This is a genomic window from Leclercia sp. GHBNCSD, from assembly GCF_055805075.1.
Genome location: NZ_JBQVYO010000002.1, coordinates 1 through 16,981, shown reverse-complemented (window position 1 = coordinate 16,981; position 16,981 = coordinate 1). Strand labels below are relative to the sequence as shown.

The 16,981-nt window shown below is 57.9% G+C and carries 17 protein-coding genes and 1 pseudogene; 5 read left to right on the top strand and 13 right to left on the bottom strand.

The genetic code is table 11. The features are described from left to right. Positions 1 to 30: 30 nt before the first annotated feature. From nhoA to ACT3IC_RS20335, 4 genes are all read right to left on the bottom strand, one after another. On the bottom strand, positions 31 to 876 hold the full coding sequence (gene nhoA / locus ACT3IC_RS20350; RefSeq protein WP_159338848.1) for an N-hydroxyarylamine O-acetyltransferase: 846 nt from the start codon (positions 874 to 876) through the stop codon (positions 31 to 33). 71 nt (positions 877 to 947) lie between these two features. After that, entirely contained in the window at positions 948 to 2,603 is a 1,656-nt protein-coding gene (locus tag ACT3IC_RS20345; RefSeq protein WP_159338846.1) for an ABC transporter permease, read from the bottom strand. A 38-nt stretch (positions 2,604 to 2,641) separates the two neighbouring features. Further along, positions 2,642 to 3,610 (bottom strand): ABC transporter substrate-binding protein, encoded by a 969-nt coding sequence (locus ACT3IC_RS20340; protein ID WP_156654517.1) that lies wholly within the window; start codon positions 3,608 to 3,610, stop codon positions 2,642 to 2,644. Then, complete coding sequence (locus ACT3IC_RS20335; RefSeq protein WP_103179655.1) at positions 3,607 to 4,299, bottom strand: ABC transporter ATP-binding protein; 693 nt, start codon at positions 4,297 to 4,299, stop codon at positions 3,607 to 3,609. The genes ACT3IC_RS20340 and ACT3IC_RS20335 overlap by 4 nt, the downstream gene beginning before the upstream one ends. Before the next feature lie 136 nt (positions 4,300 to 4,435). Here ACT3IC_RS20335 and ACT3IC_RS20330 point away from each other — a divergent pair, with 136 nt between their 5' ends. Further along, the gene (locus tag ACT3IC_RS20330) at positions 4,436 to 5,008 is read left to right on the top strand and encodes a flavin reductase family protein (protein ID WP_159338841.1); all 573 of its coding nucleotides are present in this window, start codon (positions 4,436 to 4,438) and stop codon (positions 5,006 to 5,008) included. Positions 5,009 to 5,149: 141 nt separating this feature from the next. Here ACT3IC_RS20330 and ACT3IC_RS20325 read toward each other — a convergent pair whose 3' ends face one another. Both ACT3IC_RS20325 and fusA read right to left on the bottom strand, forming a co-directional pair. Continuing rightward, on the bottom strand, positions 5,150 to 5,767 hold the full coding sequence (locus ACT3IC_RS20325) for a serine protease family protein (RefSeq protein ID WP_103179657.1): 618 nt from the start codon (positions 5,765 to 5,767) through the stop codon (positions 5,150 to 5,152). A 16-nt stretch (positions 5,768 to 5,783) separates the two neighbouring features. Beyond that, the gene (fusA, locus tag ACT3IC_RS20320; RefSeq protein WP_473478999.1) at positions 5,784 to 7,886 is read right to left on the bottom strand and encodes an elongation factor G; all 2,103 of its coding nucleotides are present in this window, start codon (positions 7,884 to 7,886) and stop codon (positions 5,784 to 5,786) included. Positions 7,887 to 8,028: 142 nt separating this feature from the next. Here fusA and tssD point away from each other — a divergent pair, with 142 nt between their 5' ends. From tssD to ACT3IC_RS20305, 3 genes are read left to right on the top strand one after another with little or no spacing between them, the layout of a single operon-like run. Next, positions 8,029 to 8,436, top strand: a complete 408-nt coding sequence (tssD, locus tag ACT3IC_RS20315; RefSeq protein ID WP_473478996.1) for a type VI secretion system tube protein TssD — start codon at positions 8,029 to 8,031, stop codon at positions 8,434 to 8,436. Beyond that, the gene (locus tag ACT3IC_RS20310; RefSeq protein WP_473478994.1) at positions 8,433 to 8,909 is read left to right on the top strand and encodes a DUF2778 domain-containing protein; all 477 of its coding nucleotides are present in this window, start codon (positions 8,433 to 8,435) and stop codon (positions 8,907 to 8,909) included. The genes tssD and ACT3IC_RS20310 overlap by 4 nt, the downstream gene beginning before the upstream one ends. Next, the gene (locus ACT3IC_RS20305) at positions 8,909 to 9,145 is read left to right on the top strand and encodes a hypothetical protein (protein ID WP_103179660.1); all 237 of its coding nucleotides are present in this window, start codon (positions 8,909 to 8,911) and stop codon (positions 9,143 to 9,145) included. The genes ACT3IC_RS20310 and ACT3IC_RS20305 overlap by 1 nt, the downstream gene beginning before the upstream one ends. Before the next feature lie 149 nt (positions 9,146 to 9,294). Here ACT3IC_RS20305 and ACT3IC_RS20300 read toward each other — a convergent pair whose 3' ends face one another. The 4 genes from ACT3IC_RS20300 to ACT3IC_RS20285 form a co-directional block, all read right to left on the bottom strand. Then, positions 9,295 to 9,741 (bottom strand): hypothetical protein, encoded by a 447-nt coding sequence (locus ACT3IC_RS20300; RefSeq protein WP_263950811.1) that lies wholly within the window; start codon positions 9,739 to 9,741, stop codon positions 9,295 to 9,297. 391 nt (positions 9,742 to 10,132) lie between these two features. Then, the gene (locus ACT3IC_RS20295; RefSeq protein ID WP_473478991.1) at positions 10,133 to 11,395 is read right to left on the bottom strand and encodes a glycerate kinase type-2 family protein; all 1,263 of its coding nucleotides are present in this window, start codon (positions 11,393 to 11,395) and stop codon (positions 10,133 to 10,135) included. Between the two features lie 3 nt (positions 11,396 to 11,398). Then, positions 11,399 to 12,466: a tartrate dehydrogenase gene (locus ACT3IC_RS20290; protein WP_473478988.1), complete on the bottom strand. Its 1,068-nt coding sequence runs from the start codon at positions 12,464 to 12,466 to the stop codon at positions 11,399 to 11,401. Between the two features lie 16 nt (positions 12,467 to 12,482). Further along, positions 12,483 to 13,790 carry an MFS transporter gene (locus ACT3IC_RS20285; protein WP_156654522.1) on the bottom strand — a complete coding sequence of 436 codons (1,308 nt, stop codon included), beginning with the start codon at positions 13,788 to 13,790 and terminating at the stop codon, positions 12,483 to 12,485. Positions 13,791 to 13,919: 129 nt separating this feature from the next. Here ACT3IC_RS20285 and ACT3IC_RS20280 point away from each other — a divergent pair, with 129 nt between their 5' ends. After that, positions 13,920 to 14,816: a LysR family transcriptional regulator gene (locus ACT3IC_RS20280; protein ID WP_103179665.1), complete on the top strand. Its 897-nt coding sequence runs from the start codon at positions 13,920 to 13,922 to the stop codon at positions 14,814 to 14,816. Positions 14,817 to 14,950: 134 nt separating this feature from the next. Here ACT3IC_RS20280 and ACT3IC_RS20275 read toward each other — a convergent pair whose 3' ends face one another. From ACT3IC_RS20275 to ACT3IC_RS20265, 3 genes and pseudogenes are all read right to left on the bottom strand, one after another. After that, complete coding sequence (locus ACT3IC_RS20275; RefSeq protein ID WP_168192018.1) at positions 14,951 to 16,333, bottom strand: hypothetical protein; 1,383 nt, start codon at positions 16,331 to 16,333, stop codon at positions 14,951 to 14,953. Next, positions 16,333 to 16,515, bottom strand: a complete 183-nt coding sequence (locus tag ACT3IC_RS20270) for a PAAR domain-containing protein (protein WP_409454962.1) — start codon at positions 16,513 to 16,515, stop codon at positions 16,333 to 16,335. The genes ACT3IC_RS20275 and ACT3IC_RS20270 overlap by 1 nt, the downstream gene beginning before the upstream one ends. 88 nt (positions 16,516 to 16,603) lie before the next feature. Next, positions 16,604 to 16,981: pseudogene (locus ACT3IC_RS20265) on the bottom strand (T6SS immunity protein Tli3 family protein); the annotation flags it as partial.

Here is a 16,981-nt window from a genome sequence, read left to right as displayed (position 1 = left end):
GCAAGCGCATGCGCCGCCCGGCGTTGCAGGCTATTTCCCCGCCTGCGGATGGGTTTCAAACCCGGCCATCACTGCCGTGAGTTCCGCTAGCGTAAAGCCGTGCTTCGGATCATCCACCCCCAGCCCAAATCGCTCCTGCATCACCTGATAAAGTGCTTCTGCATCCGGCAGGTTAACCTGCTCCAGGGCGTGGCCGTCCTGCCAGTGGGTGAAGTGGAAGTTGGTAAGGGTCAGTTTGCCGCCGTCCGGCAGATGGCGGCACATCAGCAGATGATGACGGAAATGGGATTGCGGCCAGTGCGCTGACCAGAAGTTGCCCAACACGTAATCGGCCTGGTATTGCGCGGTGAGATCGAAGTGATACATCGACTGCCAGTGCTCATGGTGGCGGAACTGTAGCACCCAGTCGCAACCGTCGTTGATTAGCCGGTACAGGCTGTGCGGCGTCGCCTGCTCTTCTTCGGCGACCAAACGGATGGGCGCGGTCAGGGTCTGCCCGCCAAAACCGACATCGGCGATCCAGCGTTCGCCCTCCAGTTCCACCAGCAGCAGACGGTGGGTGCGCGGCGGCATCTGGGCCGGATTCGCCAGCACCACCCGCCCCAGCAGGCTGCGCACATGGAATCCCACCTCACGCAGCGCCCGCTCGAATAACCCATTCTGCTCAAAGCAATACCCGCCGCGGCGGGCGGTGACCAGCTTATCCACCAGGGATTGCTCGTCGAGCTGGATTTCACGCGGCAGCACCACATCGATATTCTCAAACGGGACGGCGCTGTTGTGATGCAGGTGCAGGCCCCGCAGGGTGGCGATGTCCGCAGAAACCGGCTGCTGCCAGCCGGTACGGGCGAGATAAGCGGTCAAAAACGGGGTCATAATCAGTTTCCTTTTTACAGTTTCCTTGTTTATAAACTATTTTTCCCCGCTCACGGTGTGAAACGTGCTTTTTATCCCCGCGCCGAGCGCTGCATGATCCCCAGCGCCGTTAACATCAGCACCAGCCCGGTCAGCAGCGTCAGGGTCGCCATCGCCATTCCCTGCCCGACCGATCCCTGTTCGAACTGCCGCCAGATGAACACCGACACGGTTTGCGTGCCCGCAGGGGCGAGCAGCAGCGAGGTGACCAGCTCGCGTGAGGCGATGGCAAACACCATCAGCATCGCCGCCAGCATCGCCGGGGAGACCAGTGGCAACACGATAAAGCGCAGCGCCTGCAACGCCGAGGCGCCATGCACCCGCGCGGCAGGCTCAAGATTCCCTCCCAGCTGGCGCAGCGCACTGCCGACATAGCGCACCGGCCACGGCAACAACAGGCAGCAGTAGGACAGGAGCAATATCGCCCAGCTGTTATAGGGCGAGACCGGCCAGAACGGACGGTTCCACAGCAGGATCAGCCCCACCCCGACCACCACGCCCGGCAAGGCGGCAGGCATCAGGGAGAGCGCATCCAGAACGCCGCGCCCTTTGATCTTCTGCACCACCACCAGCCACGCGGCCAGCAGGCCCAGCACGCCGGTAATACAGGCCGCCCCCAGCGCCAGCGACAGGCTGGTGCCCAGCGCCGACAGCGCATCCCCCTGCTGGCTGAAAAGCGCCGCATAGTGCCCGCCGGTCAGATTATCCAGCGTCACCCCGCCAGACAGGGTTCCCAGCACCCCGGACAGCGCCATCGACGCCCCCGGCAGGATCACCGCGATAAACCCGGTCAGCGCAAAAACAGCGATAACCGGCAGCGTAAAAATCCCGGCGCTGGCGCCCATATTCTCGGTCGGTTTGCCGGTAATGCTGGTCACATCCTGATGCCCGGTCAGCTTTTTCTGCAGCCACCAGGCACTCAGGGCGATAACTACCAGCACCACGGAAAGCATCGATGCGCCCGAAAGATCGATCGGCCAGTCCGCCAGCTTTTTCTCGATATCGGTGGTCAGCATCACCACGCCAGCGCGCGTGCCGAGAGCGGCAGGCACGCCAAACTCTTCAATCGCCAGGGTAAAGGCCAGCAGCATCCCCGCCGCCAGCGACGGCGAAAGCATGGGCAGCGTGATATGCCAGAACGCCCGGCCGGGGCTGGCACCGTGAACGCGGGCCACCAGCGCCAGACGCTGGCCGCTCGCCAGAAGGCTGCGCGACACCGCAAAATAGACCACCGGGAAGATATTCAGCGCCATCACCAGCACGATCCCGCTCCTGCTGAACAGCAGGTCGTTGAGGTTGACTCCGGTGATCTGTTGCAGATAGCCGTTGGTTTGCAGGACCAGCATCCAGGAGAGCGCGGCGATATAGGGCGGGGTTAAAAACGGGATCAGAAACAGCAGATCCCACAGCCTCGGCAGCGGCAGGTTAAACAGCCCGCGCGCCACGCCGAGGGGAAAGCCGATGAGCGCACTGACCAGCGCGACGCCAAGGGCAATTTGTAGCGTACCGCCCAACATGCCCGGCAGTTGCGGCTCCGCCAGTAGCTGGCTGATGCCGCTGAACGCCCCGGAGAACTGTCCGGCGCTGAAGTGCGGAAATACCGCCTGGAGCAGAATAAAGGTGAGCGGAAACGCCACCAGGATCAGCAATAATCCCAGCGTCGTTACCGATAAATATTTAGGATTCACGAAGCCGTCCTGAAGACGGGGTTGCCCCCGTCGCCTGATTATAAGGTGAAGAGCGTGTTGAAACGCTTGAGGATATCGCTGCGCTCGCTGTTGCCATCGCTTTTGGTCGGCAGAATTTTCAGGTCGTTAAGCAGCGGACGTTTGGCCTGCACGTCGCCGCGGGCGGGCATCAGCCAGGCGTCGGCCACCATCGCCTGACCTTCCGGGGAGAGAACGTAATCCACAAAGGCTTTAGCGTCATCCGCATGCTGGGTGGATTTGAGGATCATCATCGGACGCGGGGCAATCACCGTGCCGCTGGCCGGGAAGATCACCTTCAGTGATTCGCCCTGGCTGATGTTGCCATACGAGACATAATCCACCGCGCCGAACACCGCCGCTTTGGCTCCCTGCATCACCGGGGTGACCGCCTGCGCGTTCGGGCCGCTGACGACCATGCCGTTCTTTTTGAGCTCATCAAACAGGCTCCAGGCCTTGTCGCCCATACCATTCTGCAACCCGATCAGCAGATCGAGAGAAGCACCGGACAGCGCCGGGTCCGGGGTGGTGACTTTGTCTTTAAAGGCGGCGGTGGTCAGATCGCGCCACTCTTTCGGTTCCGGGGTGCCGCTTTTGGTGTTCCAGACGATGCCCAGCGCCGAGACGCCCTGGGCGACAAAGTCCTCTGATTTCAGATCCGCAGGCACGTTAGCCGCATTGGCGCTCTGGTACGGCAACAGCCAGCCGCGGTTGTGCAGATCTTCCGCGGTATCCCAGGAAGCGGAGATCAGAATATCGGCCTGCGGGTTAGCCTGCTCCGCTTCGAGGCGGGCCATCACTTTGCCGGTGGTGGCCTGGAAGATATCCACCTTCACGCCGGTTTTCTTTTCAAAGCCGCTGGCCAGGTTTTTGGCGAGCGACCCGGGCCCGGCAGTGTAGACGGTCAGCGCGTGGGCGCTGGAGATCATAACGGACGATAACGCCATGGCTAACAGCACTCCTTTTCTAACGGACATTGTAGCTTTCATGCGAACTCCCCTGAGGTGGTAATCAAACGATCGGCAGCGACGCTGCCAGCAGACAAATGCACGATGCGATCGGCCAGGATTTCAGCCTCCCGGCGGTCGTGGGTAACATAGACGGCGGTGGTGCCGAGCTGGCGCAGCAGTGACGCCATCTCGTGACATAAGGCGCTACGCAGCTCGCTGTCGAGGTTAGAGAGCGGTTCGTCAAACAGCAGCACTCTCGGTTCCGCGACAATCGCCCGGGCCAGCGCCACGCGCTGTTGCTGTCCGCCCGAGAGCCCCGCCGGCTTGCGATCGGCAAAAGCGCTTAAGCCGACGCGATCCAGTGCCTGCGCCACGCGGCTTTCGCGTTCCTGACGCGGAACATGGCGCATCTTCAGCGGGAACATCACATTCTGCGCCACGGTCATGTGCGGCCAGAGGGCGTAATCCTGGAACACCATGCCGATGTCCCGGGCTTCCGGCGACAGCGCCCATCCGCTTTTCGCCACCAGGCGATCGCCAAAATGGATCTCACCCTGTGCAGGCTGGGTTAACCCCGCCAGCAGACGCAGCAGGGTGCTTTTGCCGCAGCCCGACGGCCCCAGCAGCGCAACCACGCTACCCGGCTCGATATGCAGATCGATTTGATTCAATACGGTATTCGCGCCAAAAGCGTACGACACGCCTTTGAGCGATATGGAAGTGAGCATCTTGTTATCCTCTTTGGGATTTGATGCCCGCCACTGTAGGCAGCTTGTGTTGCGAAAACATGACACCTTTGTTGCGTATTGATTTCCGATGGCTTTCAGACGTTTAATGCTCTGATGCTATTGATGAGGAATTTCTATGAGCCACTTCCGCCCCGTTGAGTTAATGCACGCCAGCCGCCTGTTAAATCACGGCCCGACCATCCTGATCACCAGCCGCGACGACTCCCTGGACCGCCGCAACGTCATGGCCGCCGCCTGGTCGATGCCGGTGGAGTTCGAGCCGCCGCGGATCGCCATCGTGGTGGATAAAAGCGCCTGGTCGCGGGAGCTGATTGAGCGCAGCGGCATGTTCGGGATTGTCATTCCCGGCGTGGCGGCCACCAACTGGACCTATGCCGTGGGCAGCGTTAGCGGGCGCGATGAGGATAAGTTCAACTGCTACGGGATTCCGGTGATTAACGGCCCGGTGCTGGGGCTGCCGGTAATTGAAGAGAAGTGCCTGGCGTGGATGGAGTGCCGTCTGCTGCCCGCCACCTCCGCGGCAGAAAAATATGACACCCTGTTTGGCGAGGTGGTCTCAGCCGCCGCCGATGAACGGGCGTTCGCGGCCGGACGCTGGCAGTTTGACGACGATAAGCGCAACACCCTGCACCACCTGGGCGCAGGCACCTTTGTGACCAGCGGGAAGCAGGTGAAAGCGCCTGAGTGAAATAACCGGTGTTTATTCAGATGCCGGATTTTGCCCGGCGGCGCTTCGCTTGCACGGGCCTACACGAGCACGGGACACGTAGGCCGGGTAAGGCGCAGCCGCCACCCGGCGTCGCAGGTCCTGCACTGTAGTCAATATCGTCTAATAGGTCTTATAAGGGATCCGCATGCGGTCCAGCAGGTTGGTAAAGTCCTGCACCGCCACAAAGGCCACCGCGCCCTTGCCGGGGATGACGTTGGTGATGATCCCCACCGTCTCCCCGGTCAGGCTGTCTATTACCGGTCCGCCGGACATGCCCGATACCGCCCCCGCCCCGGTAATGATGCCGTAGTAGCAGCCGTTGCGCTTCACAAAGCCGTCGATTTTGCCCCGGCTGGATTTGGGCAAACTGTTGATGGCGCTATAGCCAAACAGCGTAACGTTGCGTCCGGCCCGGGCCCAGGCCAGTTGATGGACGATCTTGCCGCGGTTGTTATCGCCAATTACCGCGACATCACAGGTGGGATGCTGGGCTCTGACCGGCTTGAGCAGCGGCACCGCGACGTGCGCGGCGGTGAGCGACAGCTGGCTTGAAACCGGGAATGTGGTGCCCTGCATCCCGGCGGCAAGCCAGTTCAGCGGTGCCGGCAGGCCGATAAAAACGAGATCCGCCTGCCGGGTGGCGGCAAAGTCGGTTTTGCTGGTGCCAGACATCACCACACACCCCAGCAGTAACAGGGGTGCCATGAGTGCGGCGAGAGCATAATGCAGACGCTTCATGGTTCACCCCACGGGCCTACTTTTTCGACCGCCCGGCGATGATCTCATCGGCCACGATACGCGGCGCTTCGGCGTAGTGGTGGAACTCCATGCTGTAGGTGGCTCGCCCCTGGGACATGGAGCGCAGCGTGGTGGCGTAGCCGAACATCTCCGCCAGCGGCACGTCGGCGCGAATAATCTGGCTGCCGAACCGCTCCTCCATCCCCTGCACCAGCCCGCGCCGGGAGGAGAGATCGCCCATAATGTTCCCGGCATACTCTTCCGGGGTTTCCACCTCCACATGCATCATTGGCTCCAGGATCACCGGGTCGGCCTTGCGCGCTGCGTCCTTAAAGCCAAAGATCGCCGCCATGCGGAAGGCCATCTCCGAGGAGTCGACATCGTGATAAGAGCCGAAAGTCAGGGTCGCTTTGATATCCACCACCGGATAGCCCGCCAGCACCCCGCTGTTCATCGCTTCCCGCAGCCCTTTCTCAACCGACGGAATATACTCCCGGGGCACCACCCCGCCCTTGGTGGCATCGACAAACGTAAAGCCGCTGCCCGGCGCCTGCGGCTCAAGGCTCAGCACCACGTGGCCATACTGTCCTTTCCCACCGGACTGGCGGACAAACTTGCCCTCAACGTCGCTCACCGCTTTGCGAATGGTTTCCCGGTAGGTCACCTGCGGGCGACCAATGTTGGCCTCGACGCCAAACTCCCGCTTCATGCGGTCGACGATGATCTCCAGGTGTAGTTCGCCCATCCCGGAAATGATCGTCTGACCGGACTCTTCATCGGTATGCAGGTGGAAGGAGGGATCTTCCGCCGCCAGACGATGCAGGGCGATGCCCATCTTCTCCTGGTCAGTTTTGGTTTTTGGCTCGATGGAGAGGGAGATCACCGGGTCCGGGAACTCCATCCGCTCAAGGGTGATCACCGCGTTGGGGTCGGTCAGGGTGTCGCCGGTGGTGACATCTTTCAGCCCGACGCAGGCGGCGATATCCCCGGTGCGCAGCTCCTCCACGTCATGCCGGTCGTTGGCGTGCATCAGGACGATACGCCCGATGCGCTCCTTCTTGCCTTTCACCGGGTTAAAGACCGCGTCGCCCTTTTTCAGCACCCCGGAGTAGACGCGGATAAAGGTCAGCTGCCCGACGTAGGGGTCGGACATCAGCTTGAACGCCAGCGCCGAGAAGGGTTCGTCATCATTAGGGTGGCGCTCGGCGTGCTGGCCTTTTTCATCCACGCCGTCGATAGCGGGCACGTCGAGGGGGGACGGCATCAGCTCGATCACCGCATCGAGCATTCGCTGCACCCCTTTGTTTTTAAAGGCGCTGCCGCAGAGCATCGGCTGGATCTCTCCAGCCACCGTCCGTTTACGTAAGCCGCGGATAATTTCTGCCTCGTCGAGCTCATTGGTGTCGAGGTATTTATCCATCAGCTCGTCGCTGGCCTCCGCCGCCGCAGAGACCATTTTATCCCGCCAGGTCCGGGCAGTGGCCTGTAAATCATCCGGCACCGGGGCATAGGTAAAGTTCATCCCCTGGGTAGCGTCATCCCAGATGATGGCCCGCATGTGGATCAGGTCCACCACCCCGGTGAAATTCTCTTCCGCGCCGATGGGGATGACAATCGGTACCGGGTGGGCTTTGAGCCGGTCGATCATCATCTGCACCACGTGGAAGAAATCGGCCCCCGGACGGTCCATTTTGTTGACGAAGGCGATGCGCGGCACCCGGTACTTATTGGCCTGCCGCCAGACGGTTTCCGACTGCGGCTGTACCCCGCCTACCGAGTCATAGACCATTACCGCCCCGTCGAGCACCCGCATGGAGCGCTCCACCTCGATGGTAAAATCGACGTGGCCGGGGGTGTCGATGATATTGATCCGGTGCGGCTCATAGCTGCGATCCATGCCGGACCAGAAGCAGCTTACCGCCGCCGAGGTGATGGTAATCCCCCGCTCCTGCTCCTGCGCCATCCAGTCGGTGATCGCCGCACCATCGTGGACCTCCCCCATCTTATGGCTCACCCCGGTATAGAAGAGGATGCGCTCGGTGGTGGTGGTTTTACCGGCATCAATATGCGCCGAGATACCGATATTGCGATAACGCTCGAGAGGAATAGGCCGGATCATGATGCATCCTTATTTAATGGACATGACAAACACGCGCTGGGTTAGCGCGCGCAGGTATGTAGATCAGTGTAGTGCCCTGTCAAAGGGGGGACGGGTGATTCTGCGGTGAATGTACTGAGAACATTTCAACTCCAGGAGTTCGATGCAGGCTAGCCCGCATGAATCAACTTTGTTTAAACGAATAAAAAAACCTTATTTAAATAGCACAGGCAAAATCACCGGAACGCGCTTACATGCGCCATTAACATTTCAGAAAGAATTTGATTCCTCAAGCCCATATATATACAAGGCTGTAGCTCAGGGGCAGACACTAAAAAGCGTAGAATTGAAATGGTATAAAATTAATCACTCAGGACAAGAGGAAGAGTACTTCAATATGTTACTTGAGAACGTTAAGGTTATTTCAATTTGCCCCATGATGCACGATTGTAAAAATCCAGCAACTGAAAAGCATAATCATCTGGAAGCAGTATCCTTACGATATGAGAAAATAACATGGAAGTATTGTGATGGGAATGTCATTTTCTCCGATAGCTGGAATGAACGATGATCCAATGCACTTTCCATCTAAATGGGAATCAACTAAGTAATCTGAGCTGCCCCGGGATAGGTTTTTTTCCGGCTTATTCTGGTACAGGCACATCACGCAACAATGCTAAGGATATTGCAATCCCTTCTATCGGAACGCTACCGCCAGGTTTATACTACATTGTTACACGTGGTACAGGTGGTGCACTAACAGGGTTGAGTGATGCTTTTGCATCGTTCGTATCCGGTTCGGACAGGTCTGTATGGTTTGCTTTGTACAGACATGACGCACAGATTGATGATATTACGTTCACAGGACAGGTAGAAAGAGGACACTTTCGCTTGCATCCCGCTGGTTATAAAGGCGTAAGCGAAGGTTGTATTACCTTGCCGCGTCTATCAGATTTTATGCTGTTACGCGATGCTTTGCTTAAAACGCCAACCATACAAGTAACGTCCTCATTAACTGCTTTCGGTACTATACAGGTGTATTAATGAAGCCACTGCATTACGTGTTATTATGGATTGGGGAAGCGCTGCTATACACCCTGGTGTTAGCGGCCTTATTTTTACTGATACCAGAAATGAAAGCCTATAGTTTGGTGAGAATCTTTACAGATGTCATCCCTGGTGATACATGGGATAAATATTATTTCCTTTCCCTCTGCATTTTATCATTACTCATCGTAGCCATCATCGTTTATATAACTGCATCACTGAAAAAGAGATAAAATCAACACCCTTATAGATAATAACTGTAAGGGTGTTTCGTGAATATCACAACCTAACGACTCTTCGATATACATGTTGGCCGAATTAAATTCAGAGATTCATTTTCATGCCAGATACTCTAAGCATTAAGAAGTAAATTTTATCGTTTTCAAAGTAATACATCGCCCTGCTCTGTCCTCAGCCAGCGCGGAGCTTTCAGCCTGTAAGTAAAATAACTCACTAGGTCAAACAGCAAATCTTCGATAACGCGCTGCTGCTCGCTTGTCAGCATGCCACTCATTGTCAACTGAGTGAGTTCCTGACAGTACCGGCACAGAGTATCGGTTTCCGGCTCGAACACGGGGAGATGAGTGGGCAGCGTATCAATGGTCAACACATCCACCATTTCCGGAGGAATGGGCTCGTTAAGCGTCGGCATCAGCAGAGAGAGGCTGGTAGACAGCCGTCCGCACAGAGCCAGTTTATCTCGGGGATCGTCGGCTTCTGCCATCGCTTCAACGTAGCGTTCGCAGTTATCTGCAAGCTCGATGAAATCGGTAAGATGGTTGAAGGGTCTGGTAATTAATGCGTGAATTGGGGTTAGGGTCGTAGCCATATTGGCAACCTCACTAAGTGATTAATTTACATCACCACAGGAGAGGCTAATCTCGCTGGTGGTGAACTGAACGGAGTTAGCCTTACCGGCCTTAGTGACACCGGCGCGCTTTGCAGCGCCCCCGTCCAGCCCACCATTGAGGTGTAGCAGGTCGCACGGCGCAAATGAAGCTTTGCGCCGTCACTAAGGTTGCAGGAGGCTAATCCCGACGCCTGATTTTGCAAGCGCAACAAGAAGATACTGCGATACAGACGAGACGGCAAGAGGCATTCCCGGAAGCAGCCTCGCAAATTGTTGAAAAAACGCCGGGTGGTGGCTGCGCCTTACCCGGCCTACGGGGCCGGTGCCGTTGTAGGCCGGGCAAGCGCAGCGCCGCCCGGCACTGCTCCTGTCAGGCGATCATTATCACCCGGATATCATTCACGTTGGTTAATGTCGGGCCGGTCACCACCAGATCGCCTGCGGCGGCAAAGTAGCTATAGCTGTCATGCCCGCGCAGCATCGCCTTAGCATCCAGGGCGGTGCGAGCCAGCGTATCCGGCGTCACTATCGCTCCCGCCGCATCCTCGGTGCCGTCAATCCCGTCGCTGTCCCCGGCGATGGCGTAAATCCCCGCCTCGCCCTTCAGGGCACAGGCCAGCGCCAGCAGGAACTCGGTGTTGCGCCCGCCGCGGCCACATCCCGTATCGCCAATCGTCACCGTGGTCTCTCCACCGCTCAGCAGCACCGCCGGGCCTTTTACCGGCAGGCCGTGCTGTTTCACGGATTTCGCAATCCCGGCCATCACGATACCTAATTGCGCGCTTTCCCCTTCCAGGGCATCCCCCAGGATCAGCGGGGTGTATCCCATCTTCTGCGCCACGGCTGCGGCAGCGGCCAGCGCGCCGGAGGGGGTGGCGATCAGGCGGATATCCTCGTCAATCTCTGCTGTCGTCACCGGGGCACGCGGGGTGCGTAGCACCCGCATTACCGGCTCCGGCAGTTTCAGGCCATAGCGGGCGATAATCTCCAGCGCCTCTTCTGGCGTGGAGCTGTCCGCCACCGTCGGGCCGGAGGCAATGCTCTGGGGATCGTCACCCGGTACGTCGCTGATGATAAGCGTCATCACCCTGGCAGGCAGCGCCGCCAGCGCCAGACGTCCGCCTTTGATGTCCGACAGCTGCTTGCGCACGGTGTTCATCTCGTTGATGGTCGCCCCGCTCTTCAACAGCGCTTTGTTTACCGCCTGCTTATCGGCCAGGGTAATGCCCTGGCGCGGGAGGGCCAGCAGGGACGATCCCCCGCCGGAGATCAGCGCGATCACGCAGTCGTCGGCGGTGAGGTGCTTGACCTGCTCCATCATCAGCATTGAGGCCACTTCGCTCATGGCATCGGAGACCGGGTGCGCCGCCTCGACGATACGAATTTTTTGCGTCGAGGCGGCATGGCCATAACGGGTCACCACCACGCCCTGCAGATCGACATCCGGCCAGGCGGCCTCCAGCGCGGCGGCCATGGCGGCGCTGGCTTTCCCGGCACCGACTACAATGCAGCGCCCGCGCGGTTTCGCCGGCAGGGCGTTAATCAGCGCCTCATGGGGGTCGGCGCTTTTCACCGCCGCCATAAAGATCTCAGTAAGCGCCCCTCGCAGGGCGCTATCGTCGTGTTGTGCCATAGATCAGCCTTCTGCAATGGCGCGGATCACCGCCTGGGTGACCTCGCGGGTGTTGGCCGTGCCGCCCACGTCCGGGGTCATGATCCCTTCGGCGCAGACCTGCTCCACCGCCACCATCAGGCGCGCGGCAGCTTCCCCTTCTCCCAGATGCTCCAGCATCTGCGCCGCGGTCCAGAAGCTGGCGACCGGGTTGGCGATACCCTTGCCGGTAATATCAAAGGCCGAGCCGTGGATCGGTTCGAACATCGACGGGAAACGACGCTCCGGGTCGATATTGGCGGTCGGCGCGACCCCCAGACTGCCCGCCAGCGCCCCGGCCAGGTCGGAGAGGATATCGGCGTGCAGGTTGGTCGCCACGATGGTATCCAGCGACGCCGGGTGCAGGGTCATGCGCACGGTCATGGCATCCACCAGCATCTTGTCCCAGGTGACGTCCGGGAATTCGCGGGCGACGTCGGCGGCGATCTCATCCCACATCACCATCCCGTGACGCTGGGCGTTGGACTTGGTGACGACGGTTAACAGCTTACGCGGACGCGACTGCGCCAGGCGGAAGGCGTAGCGCATAATGCGCGTCACCCCGGTGCGGGTGAAGATCGCCACCTCTGTGCCTACCTCTTCCGGCAGGCCGCGGTGCGCGCGACCGCCGTGGCCGGAATATTCTCCTTCCGAATTCTCACGCACGATCACCCAGTCGAGGGTGCCGGGTACCGCCTTGCGCAGCGGGGACTGAATGCCCGGCAGGATTTTGGTTGGCCGCACGTTGGCATACTGATCGAAGCCCTGGCAGATCGGCAGACGCAGCCCCCACAGGGTGATGTGATCCGGCACGTCCGGAGCACCCACCGCGCCAAAGTAGATGGCATCAAAGGCTTTTAACTGCTCCAGCCCGTCCTCCGGCATCATCACGCCGTGGGCTTTGTAGTAGTCCGAGCCCCACTCGAAGGTATGTACTGAGAAACGCATATCTCCCTGACGCTGGGCCAGGGCGTGTAAGACCTCAACCCCTGCGGTGATCACTTCCGGGCCGATACCGTCTGCGGGGATGGCTGCAATGGCGTAATCTTTCATAGTTTTTTTCCTAAAATTAATGTTTTGACTGAATTAATGTTTCGTTGGCCTGCGTTTTACGGCTGGATGCCGAGAGCCACAGCACAACCAGTGAAGAGAGGATCAGCAGCCCGGCGACAAACCACAGCCCCCAGGCGTAACTGCCGGTCTGTTGCTTGATCAGGCCAATCATGAACGGACCGACGAAGCCGCCCAGGTTGCCGAGGGAGTTGATGGTGGCGATCCCCGCCGCCGCCGCCGAACCGGAAAGAAACAGGGTTGGCATGCTCCACAGCGGTGGCTTGGAGGCGCTGATGCCGCAGTTAACGATGGTCAGGGCGAGGATCACCCCAACGATGCTTGCCGTGCTGCCCGCCATAAACAGCCCTGCCGCAGCCACAATGCAGGCGGCAATTACGTGCCAGGAGCGTTCGCCGGTTCTGTCGGAATGACGCGCCCAGAGCACCATGGCCGCTACCGCCAGCACCGCCGGGATCGCATTCAGCAGGCCAACGGTCATGGAGGAGACGCCGAGGGTTTTGATGATCTGCGGGGACCAGATGCCCAGGGTATAGAGTCCGGCGGAGGTGCCGAAGTAGACCAGCGACAGGGCGAGAACGCGTTTATCCAGCAACCCTTTCCAGACGCTGTGCTGGGCCGTGGCCTGTTTCGCCGCCTGCTCGCGTTGCAGGGTGGCAATCAGCCAGCCACGCTCCTCTTCGCTGAGCCATTTCGCCTTTTCCGGGCGATCGGTGAGCCAGAACAGCACCACCACGCCGAGGATCACCGCCGGCACCGCTTCGAGAACAAACATCCACTGCCAGCCGGCGAAGCCCATCATGCCGTGCATCTCCAGCAGCGCCGCGGATATCGGCGAGCCGAGGGCGGTGGAGATGGGTGCTGCCGCCATAAAGATGGCCGTCACCTGGGCGCGCTTTTGCGCCGGGAACCAGTAGCTTAAGTAGAGGATGATCCCCGGGAAGAAGCCCGCTTCCGCCACGCCGAGCAGAAAACGCAGGGTGTAGAAGCTGGTCGTACCCTGCACGAAAGCCATGGCGCCGGAGACCAGCCCCCAGGTGATCATCACCCGGGCAATCCAGATACGCGCCCCGACCTTGTGGAGGATCAGGTTGGAGGGCACCTCAAACAGGAAGTAGCCGAGAAAGAAGATCCCGGCACCGAAACCAAACACTGCCGGGGAGAAGCCGAGGTCGGCGTTCATGGTGAGCGCCGCGAAACCGATATTCACGCGGTCGAGGAAGGCGATGAAGTACAACAGCATGATGAAGGGTACGATGCGCAAGGTGATTTTGCGCATTACCCGTTGTTCGATTGTGCAGGTCATGTGAGGTGTTCCTCATAATTATTTTGTAGGGTACGCAGTCGGGCTGCCTTGATGAGTATGCTGATATTTCTTGCATGATCATGCGCATCGGTTTATACAAAAAAATGCAATAATCGAGAGCGAGCCAGAATGGAACTACAACACCTGCGCTGTTTCCTGGCGGTAGCCGAAACCCTGCATTTCGGTCAGGCGGCCCAGCGCCTGGATATGCTGCCCTCCGCCCTGGGAAGAAATATTCGTCTTTTAGAAGAGGCACTTGGCACGAGGCTGTTTACCCGCTCGACCCGCCGGGTGGCGCTGACGGAGAATGGCGTCTTGCTGCGGGAAGAGGCACGTAAGCTGCTCGCCCATGCCGACGCGATTATGTTGCAATTTCGTCAAAATCCACGCCGGGCGCAGCCGCTTTTGCGCGTCGGCACCATCGACAGCGCGGCCATCGGTTTGCTGCCCGGACTGCTGCATCTCTTCCGCCAGCACTACCCGGATGTGGAGATTCAGCTTTTCGAAGATAAGACCGTACACCTCCTGCCGAAGCTGAAAAGCGGCAGGCTGGATCTGGTCTTTATCCGCCCGCCTGCCCAGCTCGACGCCCAGTTTGGCCGGGCATTTTTATGCAATGAGCCGGGAATTCTCGCCCTGCCCGCCAGCCATCCGTTTGCTGACCGGGAGAAGGTCGATATCGCGGAGCTGGAAGGGATGCCGATGATCCTGCCGGAGCGGCGCTCGCGCCCGCACAGCCACGACCTGACCATGAATCTTTTCCATCACGCCGGGATAGAAGTGACAGTGTCACAGATGGCGGACGAGAAGCAGACCATTATCAACCTGGTGGCAGCGGGTATTGGTCTGGCGATTGTGCCCGCCTGGAGTAGCCGCTATCTGATGCCGGGCGTGAAATTTGTGCAGCTGAACGGTGCGGAGCAGATGGGGATGCCGCTGGAGGCGGTGTGGATGGCCGGGGCGCAGGATGAGATTCGGGATAATATGCTGGCGATGCTTGAAGCGCATCCGGAGCTGTATGTATGAATCGCCGGGTGGCGGCTGCGCCTTACCCGGCCTACAAGGGTACAGAAGCCGTAGGCCGGGCAAGCGCAGCGCCGCCCGGCAAATCCTGATGACGGTCTGAATTCGGGAAACAGATCTTTTGATTCAGCTGCACACTAATATCCCATGTCCCTATATGCTTCATTGGTTTTTATAACTAACGCTAAGCAGCCTATGCTAATAAACCCGACGAAAGGGATAAAGATACTCGCAATAAGCCCCCAAAGAGATAGCGGGGCATTTTTATCTGAGAAAGTAATCTGATATGCAAAGAATGAAATTACACAGAAAAATGCAGCCATAACCGAAGGCATAAGTGGATTACTCCAGCTTCCCCATTCAAGGTTTGCCGGGATACTGGTTTTCTGGGAAGAGAGTGCAGTAATACAAAATTTGTTTTTTTCTGAACAGGCCACCAACTGCTCCCCTTGGGCATATTTCACCGCATCTGCCGCCAAAGCCAGCGCCAGCCACCGATACCCGGCACTCTTTTCGCCGAAAGAGGCATCTACATCCAGCCGCTCCGATGCCAGCCCCCTTTCATCCAGAACCTGCATTAACGGGTATTTCTCAGTACGGGGCAGCCCGGTATGCCAGAGCGTTTTCGGTGTAAGTACCGAGCCTGCCTCCAGATAGATCGGCATTTTTGCCTCAACATCTGTCACACCGGCCATGGGCTGATACAGATAAACCGGTTTTTCACCTTCCTCCCGGACATAATGGTTGGTCAGCAGGAATGCACAAGCATTTTCCATGTTCTTTGATTCATTTTCTTCTTCATGTAAATCAACGATAACCAATAATCGGTTTTCAACCCTGTAATCTGACAGTTTGGTCCATTTGCTGATAAGTGCATAATCGGGACATTCAGTGCTGTATTCAATTTTGCAGGTACTGGCATGAACCACACCTAATCGGTCCAGCGAGCGCCTCAGCTCTTCTATACAATTTTCATTCCCTCCGCGAACCCAGACAATGGTTTCAAAAACCCGGTAATTGTATCCCTTCAGCTTTTCGGCCATCGGAGCCAGTAGGCGGCAAAATACCTGTTCATTGCGCGTCTGGTCGAAAAGCGCTTCCAGCAGAATTTTTACCGGTGTTTTCGGCGCCAGTGGAAACTCCCCTTCCAGCTTCAACATGTTCAGTGCCGGTTGCTCCAGCGGAGTGATGGCAGACCATGCTGCAATAGCCACATTTTTTCGAGCATAAGCTTTTAAATGAATTTCCCGCTCTTTTGCAATGAATTTACGAGTTTCAAAATAGTGAATATTGGCGTCATGAAACATGAACGCTACATAAACAATCACAGAGACAAGGCAAAAGGGTAAAATAACTGAAGGCACAAAAAAAATGGCAGTAACCTGTTCCTTTTCAGGCCAGGTTAAAGCTCTGATCAGCAGGCTCGCTCCTATGGCGACAACATACAGGACAATAATAACCGCGACTGGCACATCGGTATCTGCATCTGGCTGTTTCTTGAATAACCACCACTCTTTCATCACGCAGCCCCCGCGACAGGCAAGGTACTTTTGATTTCGCAACCACAGGCCGCGTGACAACCATCCACCACAACCCCCCTGCCGCGCATAGTCCAGGTGGGATGACATTCATTTATTGGAAATGTCCCTCTGTGCAAAGGGCACGTCACCAGATCGGCCCTGAGGGCCACGGGTTTGCCCATAAAGGGCGCACCGGAAGCTGTCGTTACTTTTCCACCGCTTACCAGCGGGTCGTTTAATCGAATGACACCTTTCATTATTTCTATCTCCTTATCGTCCTGCATCCATATCACAGCGCATCCGATCCCAGCCGGTGTAACCCTTCACTTCGGGGACTTTGTCGGGTAAATCCTGATAGTTTGCTTTAAATTGGGCTGTATTATCTTTCAGTGCTTGTTTGGTGATGTAATCCATCCCCCAGGCTGGCCCTGGGAAACGGGGTTCTATTTTCCCATTTACTTTGCTTCCCATACCGTTATCCACGGTATATTCAATCCCTGGGCCACCAGGCAGAATGCGCGGATCTTCAAACGGTTTTGAAGACATATACAGCCGGTGTTTGGTCTGCAGAAAACCCTGATCGTTGACGACGGTAAAAGACACCACGTCTTCTGCGGGCGCTCTGTTATCACCATTAGGTTCATTATG